The organism is Marinitoga sp. 38H-ov (genome assembly GCF_011057715.1).
Classification (GTDB): domain Bacteria; phylum Thermotogota; class Thermotogae; order Petrotogales; family Petrotogaceae; genus Marinitoga.
Window position 1 is genome coordinate 12,727 of sequence record NZ_LNGH01000023.1, and the last position, 18,739, is coordinate 31,465.

Consider the following 18,739-nt stretch of genomic DNA (forward strand, 5'->3'; position numbering starts at 1 on the left):
ATATGAAAAAATTAATCTATTTTTTCAATTTCAGTTAAACCTAATTCAACTTCAGTTTCTCTTCCAAACATATTTATTGTAACTTTAACTGTTTGTTTATGCAAATCAATATAAGTTATTTTACCTGTAAAGTATTCAAAAGGACCACTTACAATTCTTACATGTTCACCCAATTCATAATCTGCTCTTATCTTACTTTCTTTTACTTCATAACTTTCTTCACCAGTTAATCTTAGTAACGCTTTAACTTCTTTAGTTTTTAATCGAACAGGAGTACCCCCTATGTTTATAAAATTAATTACATACGGTATATTTTTAACCATTTCTTGGGTCTCTTTATTTAATATCATTTCAATAAACATATAGCCAGGAAATAATCTAGATATCTTCGTTTTTAATATTATTATTTCTTTTCTAGTAGCAAAATCTCTAATTTCAACCTTGCCAGAAGATTTAGCTTTATATTGTTTTTTATTACCTAGTATTTGACCCTTTTCTACATATGTTCCTTTTCTAAAAGCATTAGAGTCAAAATTCTCTCTAAATATAAGATAAACATCTTTTCCTTCATTATGTTGTATAACAACTCTTTTTAATTTTTCTATAGAAATAATAACACCATCTAAATCAGCTTCATATCCAGGTTCTTTTGCTAAAGGAATTCCAACATGTATTGTGGAATTAACCTTTAATCCCCCTATGATTTTAGCACTTTCTGGAATTAAAAAAGTTTTTGTAAACTTTTTATCCTTTGTTTCAACTATTATTTTTCTATAATTTTTAACTTCGACAATTGTTCCTGTATTTTTAACCAAAACTGCAGGTTCTTCAGCTAACAAATCACCTTTTTTAACATTTTCACCATTTTTTATATAAACATGAGCATCTTCAGAAACTACAACTCTTTCTAATTTTTTATTTGTCAAATCTATTTCACTTTCTTCTGGTATTAATATTTTCCCAAACATCTTTTCTTTTTCATATAATCTAGCTTTTTCTTCTATCAATTCTTTTACTTTATATTCCATACCAGAAAAAGTTTGTAAAATATACCATTTTTTTTGCATATTTATTCACCTGCTTTATAAATCATTGACTTGCTCCAGCACCTAATCCACTTTTAATACCTAATAGAGGGTATATAACTTTTGAAAATAAGTTTAATAATCCATAATCAGCGATAAATAAATATAACGAAACAAATATCAATATTGCTAATACAATCAATGTAGAATTTACAGCTTCCTTCCTATTAGGCCATTTTACTTTTTTTCCTTCTTGTATTACAGAACTTAAAAACACCCAAAATTTTGACATTAAAAAAACACCCCCAAAATTTAATCACTACCCCCTATATTAAGGGGGTTGTTTTCGTTTTAGAAAATTTACTATTATATTTTTGATTCAACATGTAATGTATGTTTATTACAATGTGGACAATATTTTTTTAATTCTAACTTGTTTTTAGCTGTTCTTTTTCTTTCTTTGTAATAATTTCTTCTATTACATTCAGAACATTTTAAAGATACTGTTAAAACAGGACTTTTAGCTGCCATTATATTCACCTCACATACATTATAATTAATAAAATGGTGGTGAGGGAAGGATTTGAACCTTCGAAGGCAATCCGCCAGCGGATTTACAGTCCGCCCCCTTTGGCCACTCGGGCACCTCACCACCGATAATTTACTGGAGCCGACGAAGGGACTTGAACCCCCAACCTGCTGATTACAAGTCAGCCGCTCTGCCAATTGAGCTACGTCGGCAACTCATCCGGGGATTATTATACCAGATAAATTCCTTTCTGTCAATTACCTTATGATTAAGAAGTTATTAATCATTTGAAACAATATATAACTATTGAATAAATACATAAATATATATTAAAAATCACTTTAAATAAAAGTTTCAAATTCTTTCATGAATAAAATTTCATAATATACTGACGCATACTCACGCATACTTATGCATACTCACGCATACTCCATATAATAACTTTTAACCGTGAAAAATTTATCATACTCAATAGAAACAATAAAATATCATGTTTTTCTTTTTTTGTAACTTTAAGTATAATAATAACGGAATTAAAACAAGGAGGGAAAAGATATGTGTATTAATGTATATTCAGAAGTTAAGGATTTAAAAAGAGTTTTACTACATAGACCAGGTTTAGAATTAGAAAATATGGAACCAGATTTATTAGAAGAATTATTATTCGAAGATATACCTTACTTAAAAAAAGCTCAACAAGAACACGATTATTTCGCAGAAGTATTAAGAACAAATGGTGTTCACGTAGAATATGTAACTGACTTATTAGCTACTGCTTTAAGTGAAAAAAATGTAAGAGAACATTTTGTTGATGAATATTTAAACTTAAGCGAAGTGAAAAATGAATACATTTTAGAAGCATTAAAGGATTATTTATTAAGTTTTGATACAAAAGGTATGATCAACAAAATCGTTGGCGGCGTTAGAATAAATGAATTTAATCTAAAAAAAGAAAATTTCTCTACAAAGGTAAGATTAAATAAACAATTCTATTTATTACCACTTCCTAATTTATACTTCCAAAGAGATCCTGTCGCATTTGTTGGTAATGGTATAGTAATAAATAAAATGATGACAAAAGCAAGAAGAAGAGAATCATTATTCATGAAATATGTAATTAATTATAATAGAGATTATAAAGATACACCTATATATTATGATATGACAGAACATTTTGCTATTGAAGGTGGGGATATTTTAGTATTAACCAATAAAGTTTTAGCTATAGGAATTTCTCAAAGAACTGAACCTGAGGCTGTAGAAAAATTAGCTAAAAAGATTTTCTTCGATTCTAATGAAAGTTTTGATACAATACTAGCAATTAATATACCTAAAAAAAGAGCATATATGCATCTTGATACTATATTTACAATGGTAGATGAAGATAAATTCTTAGCTCATTCAAAATTAGAATCAAGTTTATTGGTATATGTAATAAAGAAAGGTAATAATGAATTAGAAGTTATTGAAGAAAAATCTTCTTTAGAAAATATATTAAGAAAATACTTGAATAATGAAAATATTAAGATTTTAAAATGCGGCGGAGATGATGAAATTGCTGCAAAAAGGGAACAATGGAATGATGGATCAAACGTATTAGCAATAAAACCTGGAGTTGTTATTGCATACGATAGAAATTACGTAACAAATGAACTTTTAAGAGAAAATGGTATTAATGTTATTGAAATACCTTCAAGTGAACTTTCAAGAGGTCGTGGCGGACCAAGATGTATGTCTATGCCTATGAATAGAGGATAATATAAAAGGGAGGGATAGTTATGGGAAATAACAAGGTTTTAGGTCTTTTTGCTTTAACAACTATTGTTATCGGATCAATGATAGGAGCCGGAATATTTAATTCTCCAGCTGATTTAGGAAGCGTTGCAAATCCCGGACCTATCTTAATAGGTTGGTTAATAACAGGTTTTGGCGTTTTCTCGCTAGCTATGGTATTCCAATTTTTATCAAATAAAAAACCAGAACTTGAAGGCGGAATCTATTCATATGCGAAGGAACAATTTGGTGAGTTCATAGGATTCAATTCTGCTTGGGGTTACTGGTGGTCAGCATTACTTGGAAATATTGCTTTTTTTGCTGTAATCATGAAGATATTAAGCGGATATTTCCCTGTTTTAGAAGAAAATAAAATTATAGCTTTGATATTCTCCAGTATCATATTATGGGTTTATCACTTTTTAATTGTTAGCGGTATTAGGACAGCCGGTGTAACAAATGCTATATTAACTATTTTAAAATTAATTCCGTTATTTTTAGTTGCTATATTATCTCTTTTTGCTTTTAATCCAGATTTAATAAAAGATGTATTCTTTTCAACAAAATTAGCGGCAACTGGAGAAACATCATCTATATTTAATCAAATTAATAATAGTTTTGGAACAATGCTATGGGCATTTATTGGTATTGAAGGTGCTGTTGTTTTATCTAATAAGGCAAAATCTCAAAAAGATGTTGGAAAAGCTACAGTTATTGGATTTTTAATTACTTTAGTAGTATATATAGCGGTTTCTGTTCTTACAATGGGTGTTGTTCCACCTAGTGAATTAGTAAGTTCAACATCACCTCTTGGAACAGTTTTGAGTAAAATAATTGGAAAACCGGGCCAATATATATTAGATTTTGGATTTTTATTCTCAGTTTTCGGTGCATTATTAAGTTGGTTATTGTTAACTGCAGAAATACCATATATTGCAGCTTCTAAAGACAATGTTTTCCCAAAAAGATTTTCAGAACAAAATGAACATGCAACTCCAGTATTTTCTTTAACTATTACAAATATTATTACACAAATTTTCTTATTATCATTATTATCTGATACTTTACAAAATGTTTATAATACTATTTTTTATATTGCTACTACAACAATATTATTACCTTACTTTTTCTCAGCAGTATTTGGAGTTAGAGTAGCAAATGATGAAAATAATGGATTATATAAGTTTTTTGCATGGATATCTGTGATTTATACAGCGTGGGTTATATATGCAGTTGGATGGATTTATATAATAACAGCATTAGTTATATATTCATTTGGAATTTTTGCCTACCCTATAGCCAAAAAAGAAAAAGGTGAATCTTTAACAAATACAAACAAAATAACTTATGGAATAATGTGGGCAATTTCAATTGTGGTAATTGTATTAGTCGCAACAGGAAAATTAGTTGTATAACAAACACTTTTTGTGCAAAATGTAATATAAAAAGATTTACATTGAGATTTAAAACATATGAAAAATTACTCCTTTTATTATAATATTTCTTTAGTCTAATTTTACTGAAAAAAATACTGGAATTAATCAAATGAGGCGCAAGCCTCATTTGATTTTTATATATTATATAGTTGTTAAAGATGAGAAAATTCAGTATATATGTCTCAGGATGAGCTGCAAAATACATATTGTTAACTTTTGACAAAATATATTTCCATATATTTAAACTGAATTATAATCTTACAACATTTTTTATTAATTTCATAAAAGAACTTAATGTTCATTGTCATCAAAATTAAGAAAAAAATAATAAAATATATCACATAGTATAATAATTATATAATTTTATTAAATTTAAGAAAAAAATTTACAATTTATTTACTTTAATGTTGTTGATTGATTTTTTTTTTGCTAAAATTATTGCGAAGTGAAAATTATAACAATTAGCTTTTTCTGGTACCAGAAATTTTTTTTAATCTTAAGAAAAAAGAGGTGGTTATATAGATCCAGTGATGGAAATATATTTTGTCATAGGAATTTGTATAGCAAATGGATGTTATGTAGATTACTGTTTATATTTTTTCTAAGTATTTTACCTTCAAAATGAATATCGATAATTCAGAAAAGGCTCATAATCAGAAAATAAAAGATTTTCAAATTTTAAAAATGATAAAGAATTAAAATACAAATCTGTAATATAAAGATTTTTTAGAGTTGTATTATATTTAAATAGTAACAAATATAATATCTGGTATTATGGAACCAAAAACTTGTGGAGTAAGAATATACTTGTATTTTAGATTAGCGTATAGGTTTAGATTGTAATATTGATATTTAATTAAACAATATAAATATTAATAAAAATTATTGGATTACATTATATAAACGATAAAAATGAATTTGCAGTACCTATTTTATTAATATTACTTTCAGATATAGCTTTTAATATAGAATACAGGGAAGGGATATATCTCACACATATATTAAATACAGGTAACAAAGAAAATTTGTTATACAAATATTAAGAACAATAGTATATATTTCTCTTTCAATTTTAGTATCAACATTCATACCTGGAAAGCTTTTTATAGGTAATATAATAACAATAGGATTAATTTTTATAAATTTCAAAATAACATTTGGTTATTATATATATCATCCTGAACTAGAAAAATTATTAAAAATGATAATGATAGAAAATTTTCATGATGGATGGAAATTTTCAATATTTTTGATTATATTATTCACACTACTTTCTTATACAAATATAAAAAGAGTCAAAACATATAATGTTGCTTTTTAGGTGAAACTATGAAAACAAAAAAATTCATATATTTTCTGGTAAGAGATATATTAATATGGAAAAGTTATAAAACACAGGCAGTGTTGGGAATACTCAGTGGATTTTTGTTTATTACAATTTAGATTTATAGGAAGGTTAATATATAAAATACTTTCAAAAATGATATTTACAATAATAAACACAGGAATAGTATTTATATTTTTAATATACACATTTAATGTAGAAATAAAAACGAATATAATGCTTCAATATCGATAATAAAATGTAAGTTTGAGTAGAATAATGTTATTAAGATTCATAACAATAACCAAAAATGGATAATCAAATAGCGCAGATATCATTTACAAATTGAATTTAAAGAAAAATCAAAACTTTTTTGAAATGTTAAGTAACGGAAAAAATTAAGAGTTAAGGTTATACGAAACAATAAAATCAAATATTGGAAGCATAAGCCGGACTAAAATAGAAGAATTTTTAAAAAAAGAAAAATCAATAATATTGTCAAATCATGATGCAAGTGAAATAGAAAAACAATATAGTCACTAGAAAACACAAGGAAAAATGAAGAAAAATCACTTAAAAAATGAGGCGATATGCCTCATTTTTTAACTTTAATATAGTATAATTTAGTTTTATATGAGAAGATTTGGATCCCTTTGTTAATATAAATTATTTATTCAAAAAAATATATCAAAATTACTATTAAATTCTATAAATACTCATGATTCGTGATAGAGTTTGCTTATAAATCATCAGGAATTTTCAGAAGATTTTGTGTTATAATGTTATGTTAAAATCTTTTAAAGGGGTGAGTATTTTGAAAAAAGGTTTTATATATTTACTTTTTATTTTAATTGCAACATTAGCCTATTCTTTTCCAAATGATTTAATTTTACTATTTGGAAATCCACATTCGCATACGTCTTTCTCAGACGGAGAACCAGGAACTACTCCGCAAGATGCATATAAACATGCAAGAGATTTAGCTAATCTTGATTTTATGGCTGTAACAGATCATGCATATTATTTTGAAGCAAAATTTAACGGAAGAGATAAGTTTGTAGTTATGAAAGAAATGGCAAATCAAGAAACTACAGACAAATATTCTGCAATTGCTGGATTTGAATGGACCGCTGGAGTTGGACATATAAATGTTTTTGATGCATCAAAATGGACTAGTAGAAATGTGAAAACTACAATTGAAGAGTTCTATGAATGGTTAATAGATGAAAAACCAGTCGCTCAATTTAATCATCCCATTTCAATTTTTGGAACATTTAAAGACTTTGAATATTATCCTGAAGTTGACAATTATATTAATATGATAGAAGTTGGAAATGGTAGTTGGAGTAAAAATGATACTATAAATGATGAGATGTTTTCTAATTATATCTTAGCATTAAAAAAAGGATGGCATGTTGGAGCTACTGTTGGTCAAGATAATCATGTTGCAAATTGGGGTACAGGTAATGATTCTAGAACTGCTGTATGGGTTAAAGAAAATCGCAAGGATTCTATTTTAGATGGTTTTAAAAATAGAAAAACATATGGAACAGAAGATAAAAATGCAAGATTATGGATTGAAACTCAAGACATTTCAATGGGTGATATATATTATTATAATTCATTACCAGAAAAAATTAAATTAAAAGTATATTATAATGATCCAGATAACGAAAAAATTAAAACATTAAGTATTTATACACCAAATAATGTTTATACCTATAATAATTTAAGCAGTAATTTAGAAAAAGAATATGAAATACCTGTAGATTCTGCCTATTTCTTTGTGTTTGTAAGAATTGATCAATACGACGGAAATAATATTGTATCGTCATCTATGTGGTATGAACCAAAAAATAGAATTAGATTATACGAAATACCAGAAATAAAATTATATAAAAATTCAGAAAATAACTTTAATTTTTACTTATATAACTTATCAGATAAAATAGAAAAATCAAATATAAAAGTATATGTTGATGATAATCTATCTTATGAAAAATACCTAGAATTTCAAAAATATGAGAAAAAAATGGTTAATGCTATTATTAAAACTAAAAATAATTCTAACTCAAATATAAAAATATATATAAATGACTTGTTATGGAAAAACATTAATGTTGCTTTAGAAGAAAAAATAAATATTGGCGTTATAAACATTAATCCTGGTTTTTTAAAGGATAAATATATTATATCTGATAAATTAACTAATGATTTAAACGCTGCTATAGTAACATCTAGTTTTTTAAGAGAAAATTATAATGAAATCATAGAGTTATCAAAAAATATGAAAGTTGGTATTGTTATTGATGAAATAAATGATAATTTAATAAGTATAATTCCAAATAATTATGAAATTTCCAAAGAAAAAACAAATAACATAACATTAAATAAAATATACTATAATGAATGCTTTAAAGTATTATACAAAGGAAAAGAAAGAGGATTTATTATAAATAAAAATATAATTATATTCCCTGGAAATCCATTAGAAAAAGAAAGCAATGAAGCTTTTATAAAAAGATTACTTAGTATAAAATAAAATGGCTCCTTATGGGGCCATTTTATTTTATAACTAATTATACAAATATATGACTTATTATCTATATTAATTGTCATTTTATCAAAAAGTATTTGCAAAAAAAATTATATATTCATATAATAAAAGTATATAGAAAGGAGGAGTTATATGAGAGAATATTGGTACCTAATTCCTTTAATAAGCGTAATACTTATTATTAGTGTTTTAAATTATAATATAAAAGAAAATGTTATAATCCCAAATAAAATTGAAGATTTAAATGGTATATCAAAAATTGAAATTAATGGTATAAATATAAAAATTAAATTTGATCCAAATTCAGATAAATTATTTTTTTCTAATAAAATTAATATGAAAACTATAAATGACAAATTAATTTTATATAATAATGAAAATAAAAAAGAAAATGAAATTATTATTGGGTCAAAAAATTATTTTAATAATATAATTATAAAAGGAACAAATATAGAAATAGAAGGTGATATAAAATCTAAGAATTTTTATATTTCTGGAGTTAATATAATAATGAAAAAAAACGTTCATTTTCAAGGAGATTATTTAATATTTGATGGAACTAATTTATTAATAAGAGGTATGTATGATTTATTTGAATTTAGTTCTTCGGGAATCACAACAACAATTGATTTTAATATAAAAAGATGTGAAAATATTCAATTAGAAAGTATATCCATAAACGGTGATATTATATACGAAGATGTATGGGATGGAATAAGAAATATTAGTATTGATGGAATATCAAAAAACATAATAATAAAAGTAAAAAAAGAAAATAGCGGGATAATAAAAAGCAATAATACTATAAAAATTATTAAATATTAGGAGGGATAATATGAAATTATTTAAAAAAATGTTCGTAATATCATTTTTATTTTTTACAATTTCTATATTTTCAATTAATTTTGGAGGTGGAGGATATTCTTTTAACTTTATTCCAAAGGATCAGGTTAAAATGATAAATCCATTAAACGAATATATAAATTTCAACGAGATAATACTACATGGGGGCAATGGTATTGTGGTAATGCCAGATGACTCTTACATTGGCGGAGAGGGATATTCAGGCGAAATTATAAATGGAGATTATAAACTAATATTATCCCAAGGATATTTTACTATTGGAAAGCATTTTAATATATTTAAGATCCTAGGTATTAATATTGGACTTGGTATAGGCGGTGGTGAAACAATTATTAATAAAAAAGTAGAAACTGGTAGAAATAGTAAATCAATAAATGATTTTGTAAATAACATTAATTCAGTTCCATATGTGATACAATTAAAAAGAGAGGAATTATCTATATCTCCTAGAGCTAGATTATATTTTAATTTAATAGATTTTATCAGCTTTTTTGCGGAAGGTAGATTCACCTATAATTACTCTCCTGAAAATTGGAAAATTGAAGGAGAATATATAATAACCGATAATATACCAAATTACAATTATTATTATTCTTTTGGGGCAGGTATTGCTTGGGGGTTCTAATGAAAAAAAATTTTTTAATAATTATTCTTTTTATTTCTGTATTATTATTGGGGAATAATGAAAGATTAAAAGAATATATATATAATTTTAATAACTATACAATAAATGAAATAAATGATTTATTGTATACATTTAAAAATATTGACTTAAATAATGATTTAAAAATAATTCATGGTAGTCTTTTAATAAAGAAATCAATTCATGAATGGTTTCTACCATTGAAATATTACTATATTTATTCGGGAATGTTAGAAATGAAAGAGGTTGTTAATAATGATTTTGACAACCTCTTATATCGATATATAAGAGGGAAAACTGTTTTTGATATAATTGAGTATGATATATCAAAAGAAATATTTATTAATGATTTTGAATATATTTATATTAGGGTAGATAAAGATTTTAAAGACAATTTCGATTTTGGTGAGGTGCTATTTAAATTAGCAAAAGTATATGAGAAAAAGAATAAAAAAAGAATGGAGAATTTGCTGAATGAATTAAAAAACTATAAAAATTCATTTTATTACGGGTTGATTTATGATGAATAAAATATTTATTATTACTCAAATTTTTGCTTTAATTATATTAGCATTTATATATATCTTTTCACCGTATTTTAATCTTGTATACGGTATATTAATAGCTGAAGTTTTTACTATTTCCATTGGCTTTATATATTACTTATTAATAAGAATATTAGAGCTATTTATTAAAATAGAAGTTATATTCTTTAGTAGAGTAATTAAAATAATAATTTTTATTATTAGCTTTTTTTCCGGAATTATAATTTCAGAATATTTTATGTCAAATATTTTAGCCTTTAATTTATTCCCCTCATATAAGTATTTATTTGTTATAAGCATTATTATTCTTTTTTTCTTTGTATTTTTTAATATTATAATTTATATAAAATTAAATAATGAAATAAGAAAAAACGAAAGATTAAAAAATGAAAAACTTAAAGCAGAATTAAATGCATTGCGTTCAAAATTAAATCCACATTTTTTATTTAACACCTTAAATACTTTATTAGAAATTAGTCAAGAGTCTCCTGAATGTGTTGAAAAAATAATAATTAATCTTTCTGATATATATAGAAAAATTTTATATACTTCTTCTAATGATATGATATCCTTAGAAGAAGAATTAGAACTTATAAAAAAATATCTTGAAATAGAAAAAATTAGATTAGGAAAAAGACTTGATTACGAATTTAATATAGATAACAATTTATTGAATTATAGAATACCTCCATTAATTTTAGAACCATTAGTTGAAAATTCCGTAATACATGGTATTTCAAAGAAAAAAGATGGAGGTAAAATAACCATATCTTTTTATAAGAAAAATAATGAAATAATTTTTGAAATTTCCGATGAAGGAATAGGAAAAATTGAAGATCTGAACTTCGGGTTTGGACTTTCTAGTATAAAAAATAGACTAGATTTAATTTTTAATAATTCCGAATTGATATTTAAACAAAATATACCTTCAGGAATAAAAGCCGAAATTATTATCAGGGGATGATTATATGATAAATTGTGTTATTATTGAGGATGAAGAGCATTCTTTAAATAGATTAAAAAAACTATTAAATAATTTTGACTATATTAACATAGTCGGAGAAGCTAATAACGGAGAATTAGCCATAAAAATAATAGAAGAGAAGCGCCCAAATTTAATATTTCTTGATATTAATTTACCAGAAAAAAATGGATTTGAAATATTAAAAGAAATTTCATATGAACCTTTAGTTATTTTTATCACTGCATATCAAGAATATGCAATTAAAGCATTTGAAGAAAATGCCGTTGATTATTTACTAAAACCCTATGATTTAAAAAGATTAAAAATAGCAATTGAACGATCATTAGAAAGAAAAAATATAATTAACAGAAAATTATTAGATGAATTATTTTATATGAGAAAATTTTCAGTTAAAAATGGTGATATTATTTCTATAATTTCAGAAAAAGATATTTACTATTTTAAAGCAGAAGATAAATATGTTTTTTTATGCACGAAAGATGCGGAATACTATTATGACAATACTTTAAAAAATTTAGAAAAATTATTAGATCCCGAAAAATTCATAAGAATTCATAGGGGATATATTGTATCAGTTGATCATATAAAAAAATTCAAAAAAATTTTTACTCGCGATTATATTTTAGAATTAGATAATGGGATAGAACTAAAAATCGGCAGAAATTATTTACATTTTATAAAAGAAAAATTCAAATTTTAAAGGAGGAATTTTATGATTAAAGCTATCAATTTAGTAAAAAAATTTGGTGATTTTACTGCAGTAGGTAATATAAACTTAAATATTAAAAATGGAGAAATTTATGGTTTTTTAGGACCTAACGGAGCTGGAAAAACTACCACCATAAGAATGCTTACTGGAACTTTAAAACCAACTTCTGGAGAAATTGAAATATTAGGACTAAATATGAAAACTGATGAATTAAAAATCAAAGCAAATATTGGTGTTGTTCCAGATGAACCAAAATTATATGAAAACTTGAAAGGATCAGAATTTATTGAATTTATTATGGATATATATAATGTTGATAAAAATGAAACAAAAATCCGTCTTAACGAGATATGCGAAGCTTTTGAAATAGATTATCTCGATTCATTCATAGGAGATTATTCCCATGGAATGAAACAAAAACTTATGGTAGCATCTGTTTTAATGAGAAAACCAAAAGTTATATTCTTGGATGAACCAACTGTCGGGCTTGATGCAAAATCCGCAAAAATATTAAAAATGTTGTTGGAAAAATATTCTAATGAAGGTGCTACAATATTTCTAACCACACATATTTTAGAAATCGCTGAAAAGATGTGTAATAGAATTGGTATTATCTCTAACGGAAAATTAATTGCTGAAGGTACTTTAGAAGAATTAAAATTGCTATCTAAAACCAATGAAAAAAAATCTCTCGAAGATTTATTTTTAGAATTAACCGATGCTGGAGAATTAGATGATATTATAAAAGAACTTTAGGGGGGATTATATGAAAAATAAAATTTGGATAATTTTAAAATACTCTTATCAAAATAAAGTTAGACCAACTAAGAAAAAAGATGGCACATATAAAAAATCAAATCCCCTTAATGCCCTAGCTGCTTATTTAATCCCAGCTATTATATTTGGTGCTTCTATATCACCATTTATATACCTTTTATTTAAAGATTTAAATATACCTTTCACTCAATTAGGTATTGATTTGCCATGGTCTATATTAGATATTGTTTTTTCAATGTGGTTTTTAATTATGGGATTTATATTTTTTCTTAATTATTCTCCAGCTATTGTTGCAAATTTATACGAAAGTGATATAACCCAAATATTATTATCAATGCCTTTAAAACGTTCTGACATTTATATTTCTAGTGCTATTGATAGCTTAGTTATGGCAGGTCTTCCTTTAGGAATGATGATCCCTATTTTTGTAATATATGGAATAATTACAAAAACTAACATAATTTTAACATCCATTGCAGGGATTCTTTTTATTTTATTATTATTATTAATATCTAATTTAGGCGGAGTTTTATTTTCTAAATTTTTAACAAAAACCTCAGCAAAGCGAATGACAATGGTGACGTATTTTATAAGTATATTTTTATATGTAGGAATAACTAATATAATACCCAGATTATTTGAAAGCGATAATCAAATCCAATTGATAGATTCTCTTAAAAATTTATCTTCATTATTACTAAATTATATTTGGCCTCATACTTGGGTTATTTTAACAATGAAAGGTAATATTTTATCATTGTTTATTTTGATATTAATCAACTTATTATTATTATATACTGTTTATAAAATTTCAAACTCTTTAGAATTAAGTATATCTAGAAAAAAAGGAAAAAAGAAAAATTTTGAAATTAAATCATCAAAATTCCCTTCAATAAAAAAGGATTTTAAATTATTATTTAGAGATTCCCAAACATTTTTCCTTATATTGTATCCTGTTTTTTTACCTTTAATTTTTATTTTTACAAATTCAGATGCTGAATTAATTAGTTTTGTTTTTGTTATGATTGCATCTATATACGCTGCTATGATTTCTATTTTTTCTATTTCATACGAAGGGAAAATATGGCCTATTCCAAAACTATTTCCTATTTCCATTGGAAATATGATATTTTCTAAAATAATTGTACCAATAATCATTTTTTCATCTGAATATATAGGATTAAATATTTTAATTTATTTATTAAAAAAAGGAAATTGGATTAATTTAATATCAATAATTCCCGTTATTATTTTAATAATTTATTCTTCAATTTTAGGAGTTAGTATGTATTTAAAAAACCCTAAAAGAGATTTATCACAAAAAAATATTATTAAAGGTAAAGAAGTTATGTACTTAGAAGGAATTATTCTAGGATTTAGTTTCGGTATATTTATACCTGGAAATTTATATATGTTTTCTTTAATAAATAAAGATTTAAAGATGAAATTTATTGATTTCCTACTTGATTCTGAAATTATATATCATCTTTTAGGTGCTGTATTACCTATATCACTTATTATATTTTTAATATATTTGATATCTAAAGAAATTAATAAAGTAAAAGATAGAATGTTGAAATGGGAATGAAATATATTTCTAAGTATTTTTTAAGTTACAAATTATATAATAATATCACAACCCCTTAATATAGATAAATAAATTATTCAGCTCCCATTGGGAGCATTTTTTTATGTTATAATTAAAAAGAGATTTGTATAGAAAGGAGAATATTATGATTACATCAGAATTATCAAAAAAAATTATTAATAATGTAAGTACTGTTATTAAAGGAAAGGAAAAGGAAATTAAATTAGTTTTAGCAACTTTCTATTCTAATGGACATGTTTTGCTCGAAGATGTTCCTGGTACAGGAAAAACTATGCTTGCTAGAGCATTATCTAAATCCTTTAATTTAAATTTTAAGAGAGTTCAATTCACTCCTGATTTATTACCTAATGATTTAATTGGTTTATATATTTTTGATAAAAATAAGAATGATTTTGTTTTAAAAAGGGGGCCTATATTCACTAATATACTTTTAGGAGATGAAATAAACAGAGCAACTCCAAGAACACAATCTGCGTTATTAGAATCATTAGCAGAAAATCAAGTTTCTATAGATGGTATAACCCATAGTTTAGATACTAACTTCTTTGTTATTGCAACACAAAATCCAATTGAATATGAAGGGACTTTTCCTTTACCTGAAGCTCAATTAGATAGATTTATGATTAAATTATCTTTAGGATATCCTGATATTGAAAATGAAATAAATATGCTTAACTCACAGGAGGACGAACATCCTATAAATAACATAAAAAGTGTTTCTAATTATGATGAAATAAAAAAGATTAAAGATGAAATAAAAAAGATTCATGTATCAGATGAAATAAAAAAATATATTGTTGATATAGTAAATAAAACAAGAAATCATAAAGATATTAAAGTTGGAGCAAGTCCTAGAGGCTCTATTGCTTTAATGCAATTATCAAAAAGCATCGCAGCAATAGAAAATAGAGATTTTGTAATTCCAGATGATATAAAAAATATTGCAAAATATGTTTTAGCACATAGGATAATTTTAAAAGCTGAAGCTAAAATAAAAAAAGTATCTACTTATAAATTAATTGATGAAATTTTAGATGAAATTAAAGTTATAAAGTAGAGGATATTATGAAATATAATATAAAAGGTTTATTATTAATGACTTTAACTGCTACATTATTAAATATTTTTTATTTTAGCAATTATACAATATTGCTAATTGTTTTTGTCGGATTAGGATGGTATGAATTCTTTAAAAAGAAAAAAGTATTCAATAACCTTGAGATTTTATATGATTTGGAATATGAAAAATGTTTTATTGAAGAAGAAATTGAATATAGGATTTATTTAAAAAATAATTCTAATGAAGATATCATTATTACTGTTTCTCCATCTAATTTATTAAGTAGATTAAAGCCACAATTTCAAAAAGTTAAAATAAAAGCAAAAGAACAAAAGAAAATAAAATTTATTACTTCTTTTGGTACAAGGGGATTAAAAAAAATAGGTTTTATTAGTATAAAATATAATACTCCTCTTGGTTTTGAATTTTGGAGAACAATAAAGGTAGATAAAAATATTGAAGTTTTACCAGAATTTATATATTCTGAATTTAACAAGGAAAGCTTAAAAAAACTTTTACCAGGAGATAAATCTAATATACGAGTATTAGAGGATGTTACATATGTTGAAAATATTGATGAATATAATAATGAACCAATAAATAGAATTAATTGGAAAATTTCAGCTAAATATGATAAATTAATGGTAAAAAAATACTCTCATACTTCTACAGGAAAAATTTATATGTTTGTAGATTTAAATCTACCTTCCGGAATCCCTAAAAATAATATTTTTTGGAAAAGTGAAAGAAAAATATATGAAGAATATGCTTTAAAAGCAACTGCTAGTATTATTAAATATGAAATAGAAAAGCATGAAGAAGTTAATTTAGTCATTATCGGAAAGGAAATAATAAGCCATTCATCAAATGATTGGATTGATTATTTTGATATTCTATCAAAAGTAGAAGGAACTAATGACCCTAATAATAGTTTAGAAGATATCATTGTTGATAATATACCATATTTCACATATGAAGATACTGTAATTATTATTTCCATTCATTTAACAGATAATATTATATCTGACTTAATAAAATTAAGATCTAAAACTTCAAAAGTTATTGTTTTAATTATGCCATATGGTTTTAGAATTGAAAATGAAGGAAAGTTAGACATAAAAGAGCATAATATGTTTAGGATGGAAACTATAGATTTAGAGAAAAAAGCAGTTTTACTAGAGGAAAATTATATTATCGTTAGATTAGTATCTCCTAATAACTCTTTAACTGAAATTTTTGAAACTATATAATAAAAAATAGGTGATATTATGAAAAAAGAAAGATTTGGGTATATAATTTCTTTATTCTTAACCTTTATTCCATTTAATCATGATGGGATAATTATTTTTATTTTAGGAATTTTATTCTCATTTTTGTTTATACGAATGCGTAAATTTGGAATGCCTTATTATATTGCTTTTTTATCTTTAGCCGGCATATATATATTGACGTTTTTTCTATTAAATATTTTTGGATCAAAAAATTTATTTTATAGCTTCAATTTAATTGCTATAGTTATTCTTTCATACTTTTTGCCTTTTGAATCAAAAGATGTTATCAAGTATACTTTTCTTTTTTTAATTTCTATTGCTTTGTTAAAAAATCTAACAAATCCAATATTTCCAATTATTACTTTTATGATTTCTTTAAAAGAAATATTTTCTGAACAAAAAAATAAAAAAATAATTATTTTTATTTTTTCTTTTTTTATAATATTTAGTATATGGAATTTTAATTACTATTATAATCCCTTTACAGAAATTAATAGTAAAAATGAAAAAAATATTGAAAGCAATTATATAAATGATTCTAATAATGAGATTACTATATCAAAATTATCTAAAGAATCAAAAAGAAACTTTGTTGGAAATATAACTATAATGAAAAATAAGAGTATAACAAAAAATATAGATACTATTATATTTTTTTATATTTTTATTGGAGCCATAATAGCTTTTATATCTGCTTTTTATACATGGAATTTATATACAAAAAATGAAAAAAAGAAAATAATTGTATCCATAATAATATTTTTCTTATCTTTGGGTATAATGGGTTCAAGCATTGCATATTTGAGCAGAGGTAGAGATCCTATTTCAGAGCATAAACTAGGAAATATAAATATTGATAGTAAAAATGATTTTTCTAATAACAAAATAATATCTTTTTTTAGTGAAGGTATTAAAAACCCCAAAAACGTTTTTATAAAAATACATAGTGAAATAATTTTTGCTATTATTTCAATTTTACTAGTAGTTGCTCTAATTATATATATTTATAAATTCCATAACAAACAAAAAAAAGAAGAAAATAATATAGAGGATTTTAGTATGGATAATCACAATAACGAAAATATACCCTTTTTAATAGATGAAGGATATAAATATATTCGAAAAAGATTTTTCAACTCCTATCCACATTTAACCCCATATGAATTGTTAAATAATATAAACTATCCAAATGAATTTGAACTTTTAACAAATCTTTTCGTCATTAAGGAATATGGAGAAAAAAATTTTTCTTACACAAAAAAAGAAATAAAAAATATTATTGAAGAATGTATTAGATTTTTTGAAAAAAATGATTTTAAAAATTAAATATTTCAATAAATTTAAGTTAATATTTCTTTCTGCTTTAAAAATGTATTGATTAATATAAATGAAAAGATATATATTATATAACATAATAGTTCGGATACCGAATTGTATAAAATAAAATATATAATAAATATGAAATCATTATACGGGGAGGGAGAAATATGAAAATCATTTCAAGATTTTTAAATAAAAAATTAGGCTATATGGAAAATAAGTCTTCAGAAAATGAAATAGATAAGTTAGTTGAAAATTTCAAAGAAGAAGCTTTAGAAATATATATGAATAATAGCATTAACTTATAATAAG

At 24.0% G+C, this 18,739-nt stretch carries 17 protein-coding genes and 2 tRNA genes; 14 read left to right on the plus strand and 5 right to left on the minus strand.

From position 1 onward, the window contains the following. Positions 1 to 11 precede the first annotated feature (11 nt). From AS160_RS07305 to AS160_RS07325, 5 genes are all read right to left on the minus strand, one after another. Positions 12 to 1,067 (minus strand): transcription termination/antitermination NusG family protein, encoded by a 1,056-nt coding sequence (locus AS160_RS07305; protein WP_165147080.1) that lies wholly within the window; start codon positions 1,065 to 1,067, stop codon positions 12 to 14. Positions 1,068 to 1,089: 22 nt separating this feature from the next. Continuing rightward, positions 1,090 to 1,317, minus strand: a complete 228-nt coding sequence (secE, locus tag AS160_RS07310) for a preprotein translocase subunit SecE (RefSeq protein ID WP_165147083.1) — start codon at positions 1,315 to 1,317, stop codon at positions 1,090 to 1,092. Between the two features lie 74 nt (positions 1,318 to 1,391). Then, entirely contained in the window at positions 1,392 to 1,556 is a 165-nt protein-coding gene (rpmG, locus tag AS160_RS07315; protein ID WP_165147086.1) for a 50S ribosomal protein L33, read from the minus strand. 34 nt (positions 1,557 to 1,590) lie between these two features. Then, positions 1,591 to 1,677: transfer RNA gene (locus tag AS160_RS07320), tRNA-Tyr, on the minus strand. Positions 1,678 to 1,690: 13 nt separating this feature from the next. Further along, a tRNA-Thr gene (locus AS160_RS07325) sits at positions 1,691 to 1,766 on the minus strand. Between the two features lie 343 nt (positions 1,767 to 2,109). Between AS160_RS07325 and arcA the strand changes: the two genes are divergently transcribed. The 14 genes from arcA (at position 2,110) to AS160_RS07395 (ending at position 18,735) form a co-directional block, all read left to right on the plus strand. Further along, positions 2,110 to 3,312: an arginine deiminase gene (arcA, locus tag AS160_RS07330; RefSeq protein WP_165147089.1), complete on the plus strand. Its 1,203-nt coding sequence runs from the start codon at positions 2,110 to 2,112 to the stop codon at positions 3,310 to 3,312. A 20-nt stretch (positions 3,313 to 3,332) separates the two neighbouring features. Beyond that, a complete protein-coding gene (locus AS160_RS07335; protein ID WP_165147092.1) occupies positions 3,333 to 4,742 on the plus strand; it encodes a basic amino acid/polyamine antiporter in 1,410 nt (469 codons plus the stop codon). 2,159 nt (positions 4,743 to 6,901) lie between these two features. Beyond that, entirely contained in the window at positions 6,902 to 8,629 is a 1,728-nt protein-coding gene (locus AS160_RS07340; protein WP_165147095.1) for a CehA/McbA family metallohydrolase, read from the plus strand. 147 nt (positions 8,630 to 8,776) lie between these two features. Continuing rightward, entirely contained in the window at positions 8,777 to 9,469 is a 693-nt protein-coding gene (locus tag AS160_RS07345) for a hypothetical protein (RefSeq protein ID WP_165147098.1), read from the plus strand. A 10-nt stretch (positions 9,470 to 9,479) separates the two neighbouring features. Continuing rightward, on the plus strand, positions 9,480 to 10,133 hold the full coding sequence (locus tag AS160_RS07350; RefSeq protein ID WP_165147101.1) for a hypothetical protein: 654 nt from the start codon (positions 9,480 to 9,482) through the stop codon (positions 10,131 to 10,133). Next, a complete protein-coding gene (locus tag AS160_RS07355; RefSeq protein WP_165147104.1) occupies positions 10,133 to 10,681 on the plus strand; it encodes a hypothetical protein in 549 nt (182 codons plus the stop codon). Before AS160_RS07350 ends, AS160_RS07355 begins: the two co-directional genes overlap by 1 nt. Beyond that, positions 10,671 to 11,660: a histidine kinase gene (locus AS160_RS07360; protein WP_165147107.1), complete on the plus strand. Its 990-nt coding sequence runs from the start codon at positions 10,671 to 10,673 to the stop codon at positions 11,658 to 11,660. The genes AS160_RS07355 and AS160_RS07360 overlap by 11 nt, the downstream gene beginning before the upstream one ends. Before the next feature lie 4 nt (positions 11,661 to 11,664). Beyond that, on the plus strand, positions 11,665 to 12,381 hold the full coding sequence (locus AS160_RS07365; RefSeq protein WP_165147110.1) for a LytTR family DNA-binding domain-containing protein: 717 nt from the start codon (positions 11,665 to 11,667) through the stop codon (positions 12,379 to 12,381). Positions 12,382 to 12,393: 12 nt separating this feature from the next. Next, entirely contained in the window at positions 12,394 to 13,146 is a 753-nt protein-coding gene (locus tag AS160_RS07370; RefSeq protein ID WP_165147113.1) for an ABC transporter ATP-binding protein, read from the plus strand. Between the two features lie 10 nt (positions 13,147 to 13,156). Then, entirely contained in the window at positions 13,157 to 14,755 is a 1,599-nt protein-coding gene (locus AS160_RS07375; RefSeq protein ID WP_165147116.1) for a hypothetical protein, read from the plus strand. A 145-nt stretch (positions 14,756 to 14,900) separates the two neighbouring features. Then, positions 14,901 to 15,833, plus strand: coding sequence for a MoxR family ATPase (locus tag AS160_RS07380; protein WP_165147119.1), 933 nt, complete (start codon positions 14,901 to 14,903; stop codon positions 15,831 to 15,833). Positions 15,834 to 15,841: 8 nt separating this feature from the next. Next, positions 15,842 to 17,086, plus strand: coding sequence for a DUF58 domain-containing protein (locus AS160_RS07385; protein ID WP_165147122.1), 1,245 nt, complete (start codon positions 15,842 to 15,844; stop codon positions 17,084 to 17,086). An 18-nt stretch (positions 17,087 to 17,104) separates the two neighbouring features. Next, positions 17,105 to 18,433: a hypothetical protein gene (locus AS160_RS07390; RefSeq protein ID WP_165147125.1), complete on the plus strand. Its 1,329-nt coding sequence runs from the start codon at positions 17,105 to 17,107 to the stop codon at positions 18,431 to 18,433. 161 nt (positions 18,434 to 18,594) lie between these two features. After that, complete coding sequence (locus AS160_RS07395) at positions 18,595 to 18,735, plus strand: hypothetical protein (RefSeq protein ID WP_165147128.1); 141 nt, start codon at positions 18,595 to 18,597, stop codon at positions 18,733 to 18,735. Positions 18,736 to 18,739 lie beyond the last annotated feature (4 nt).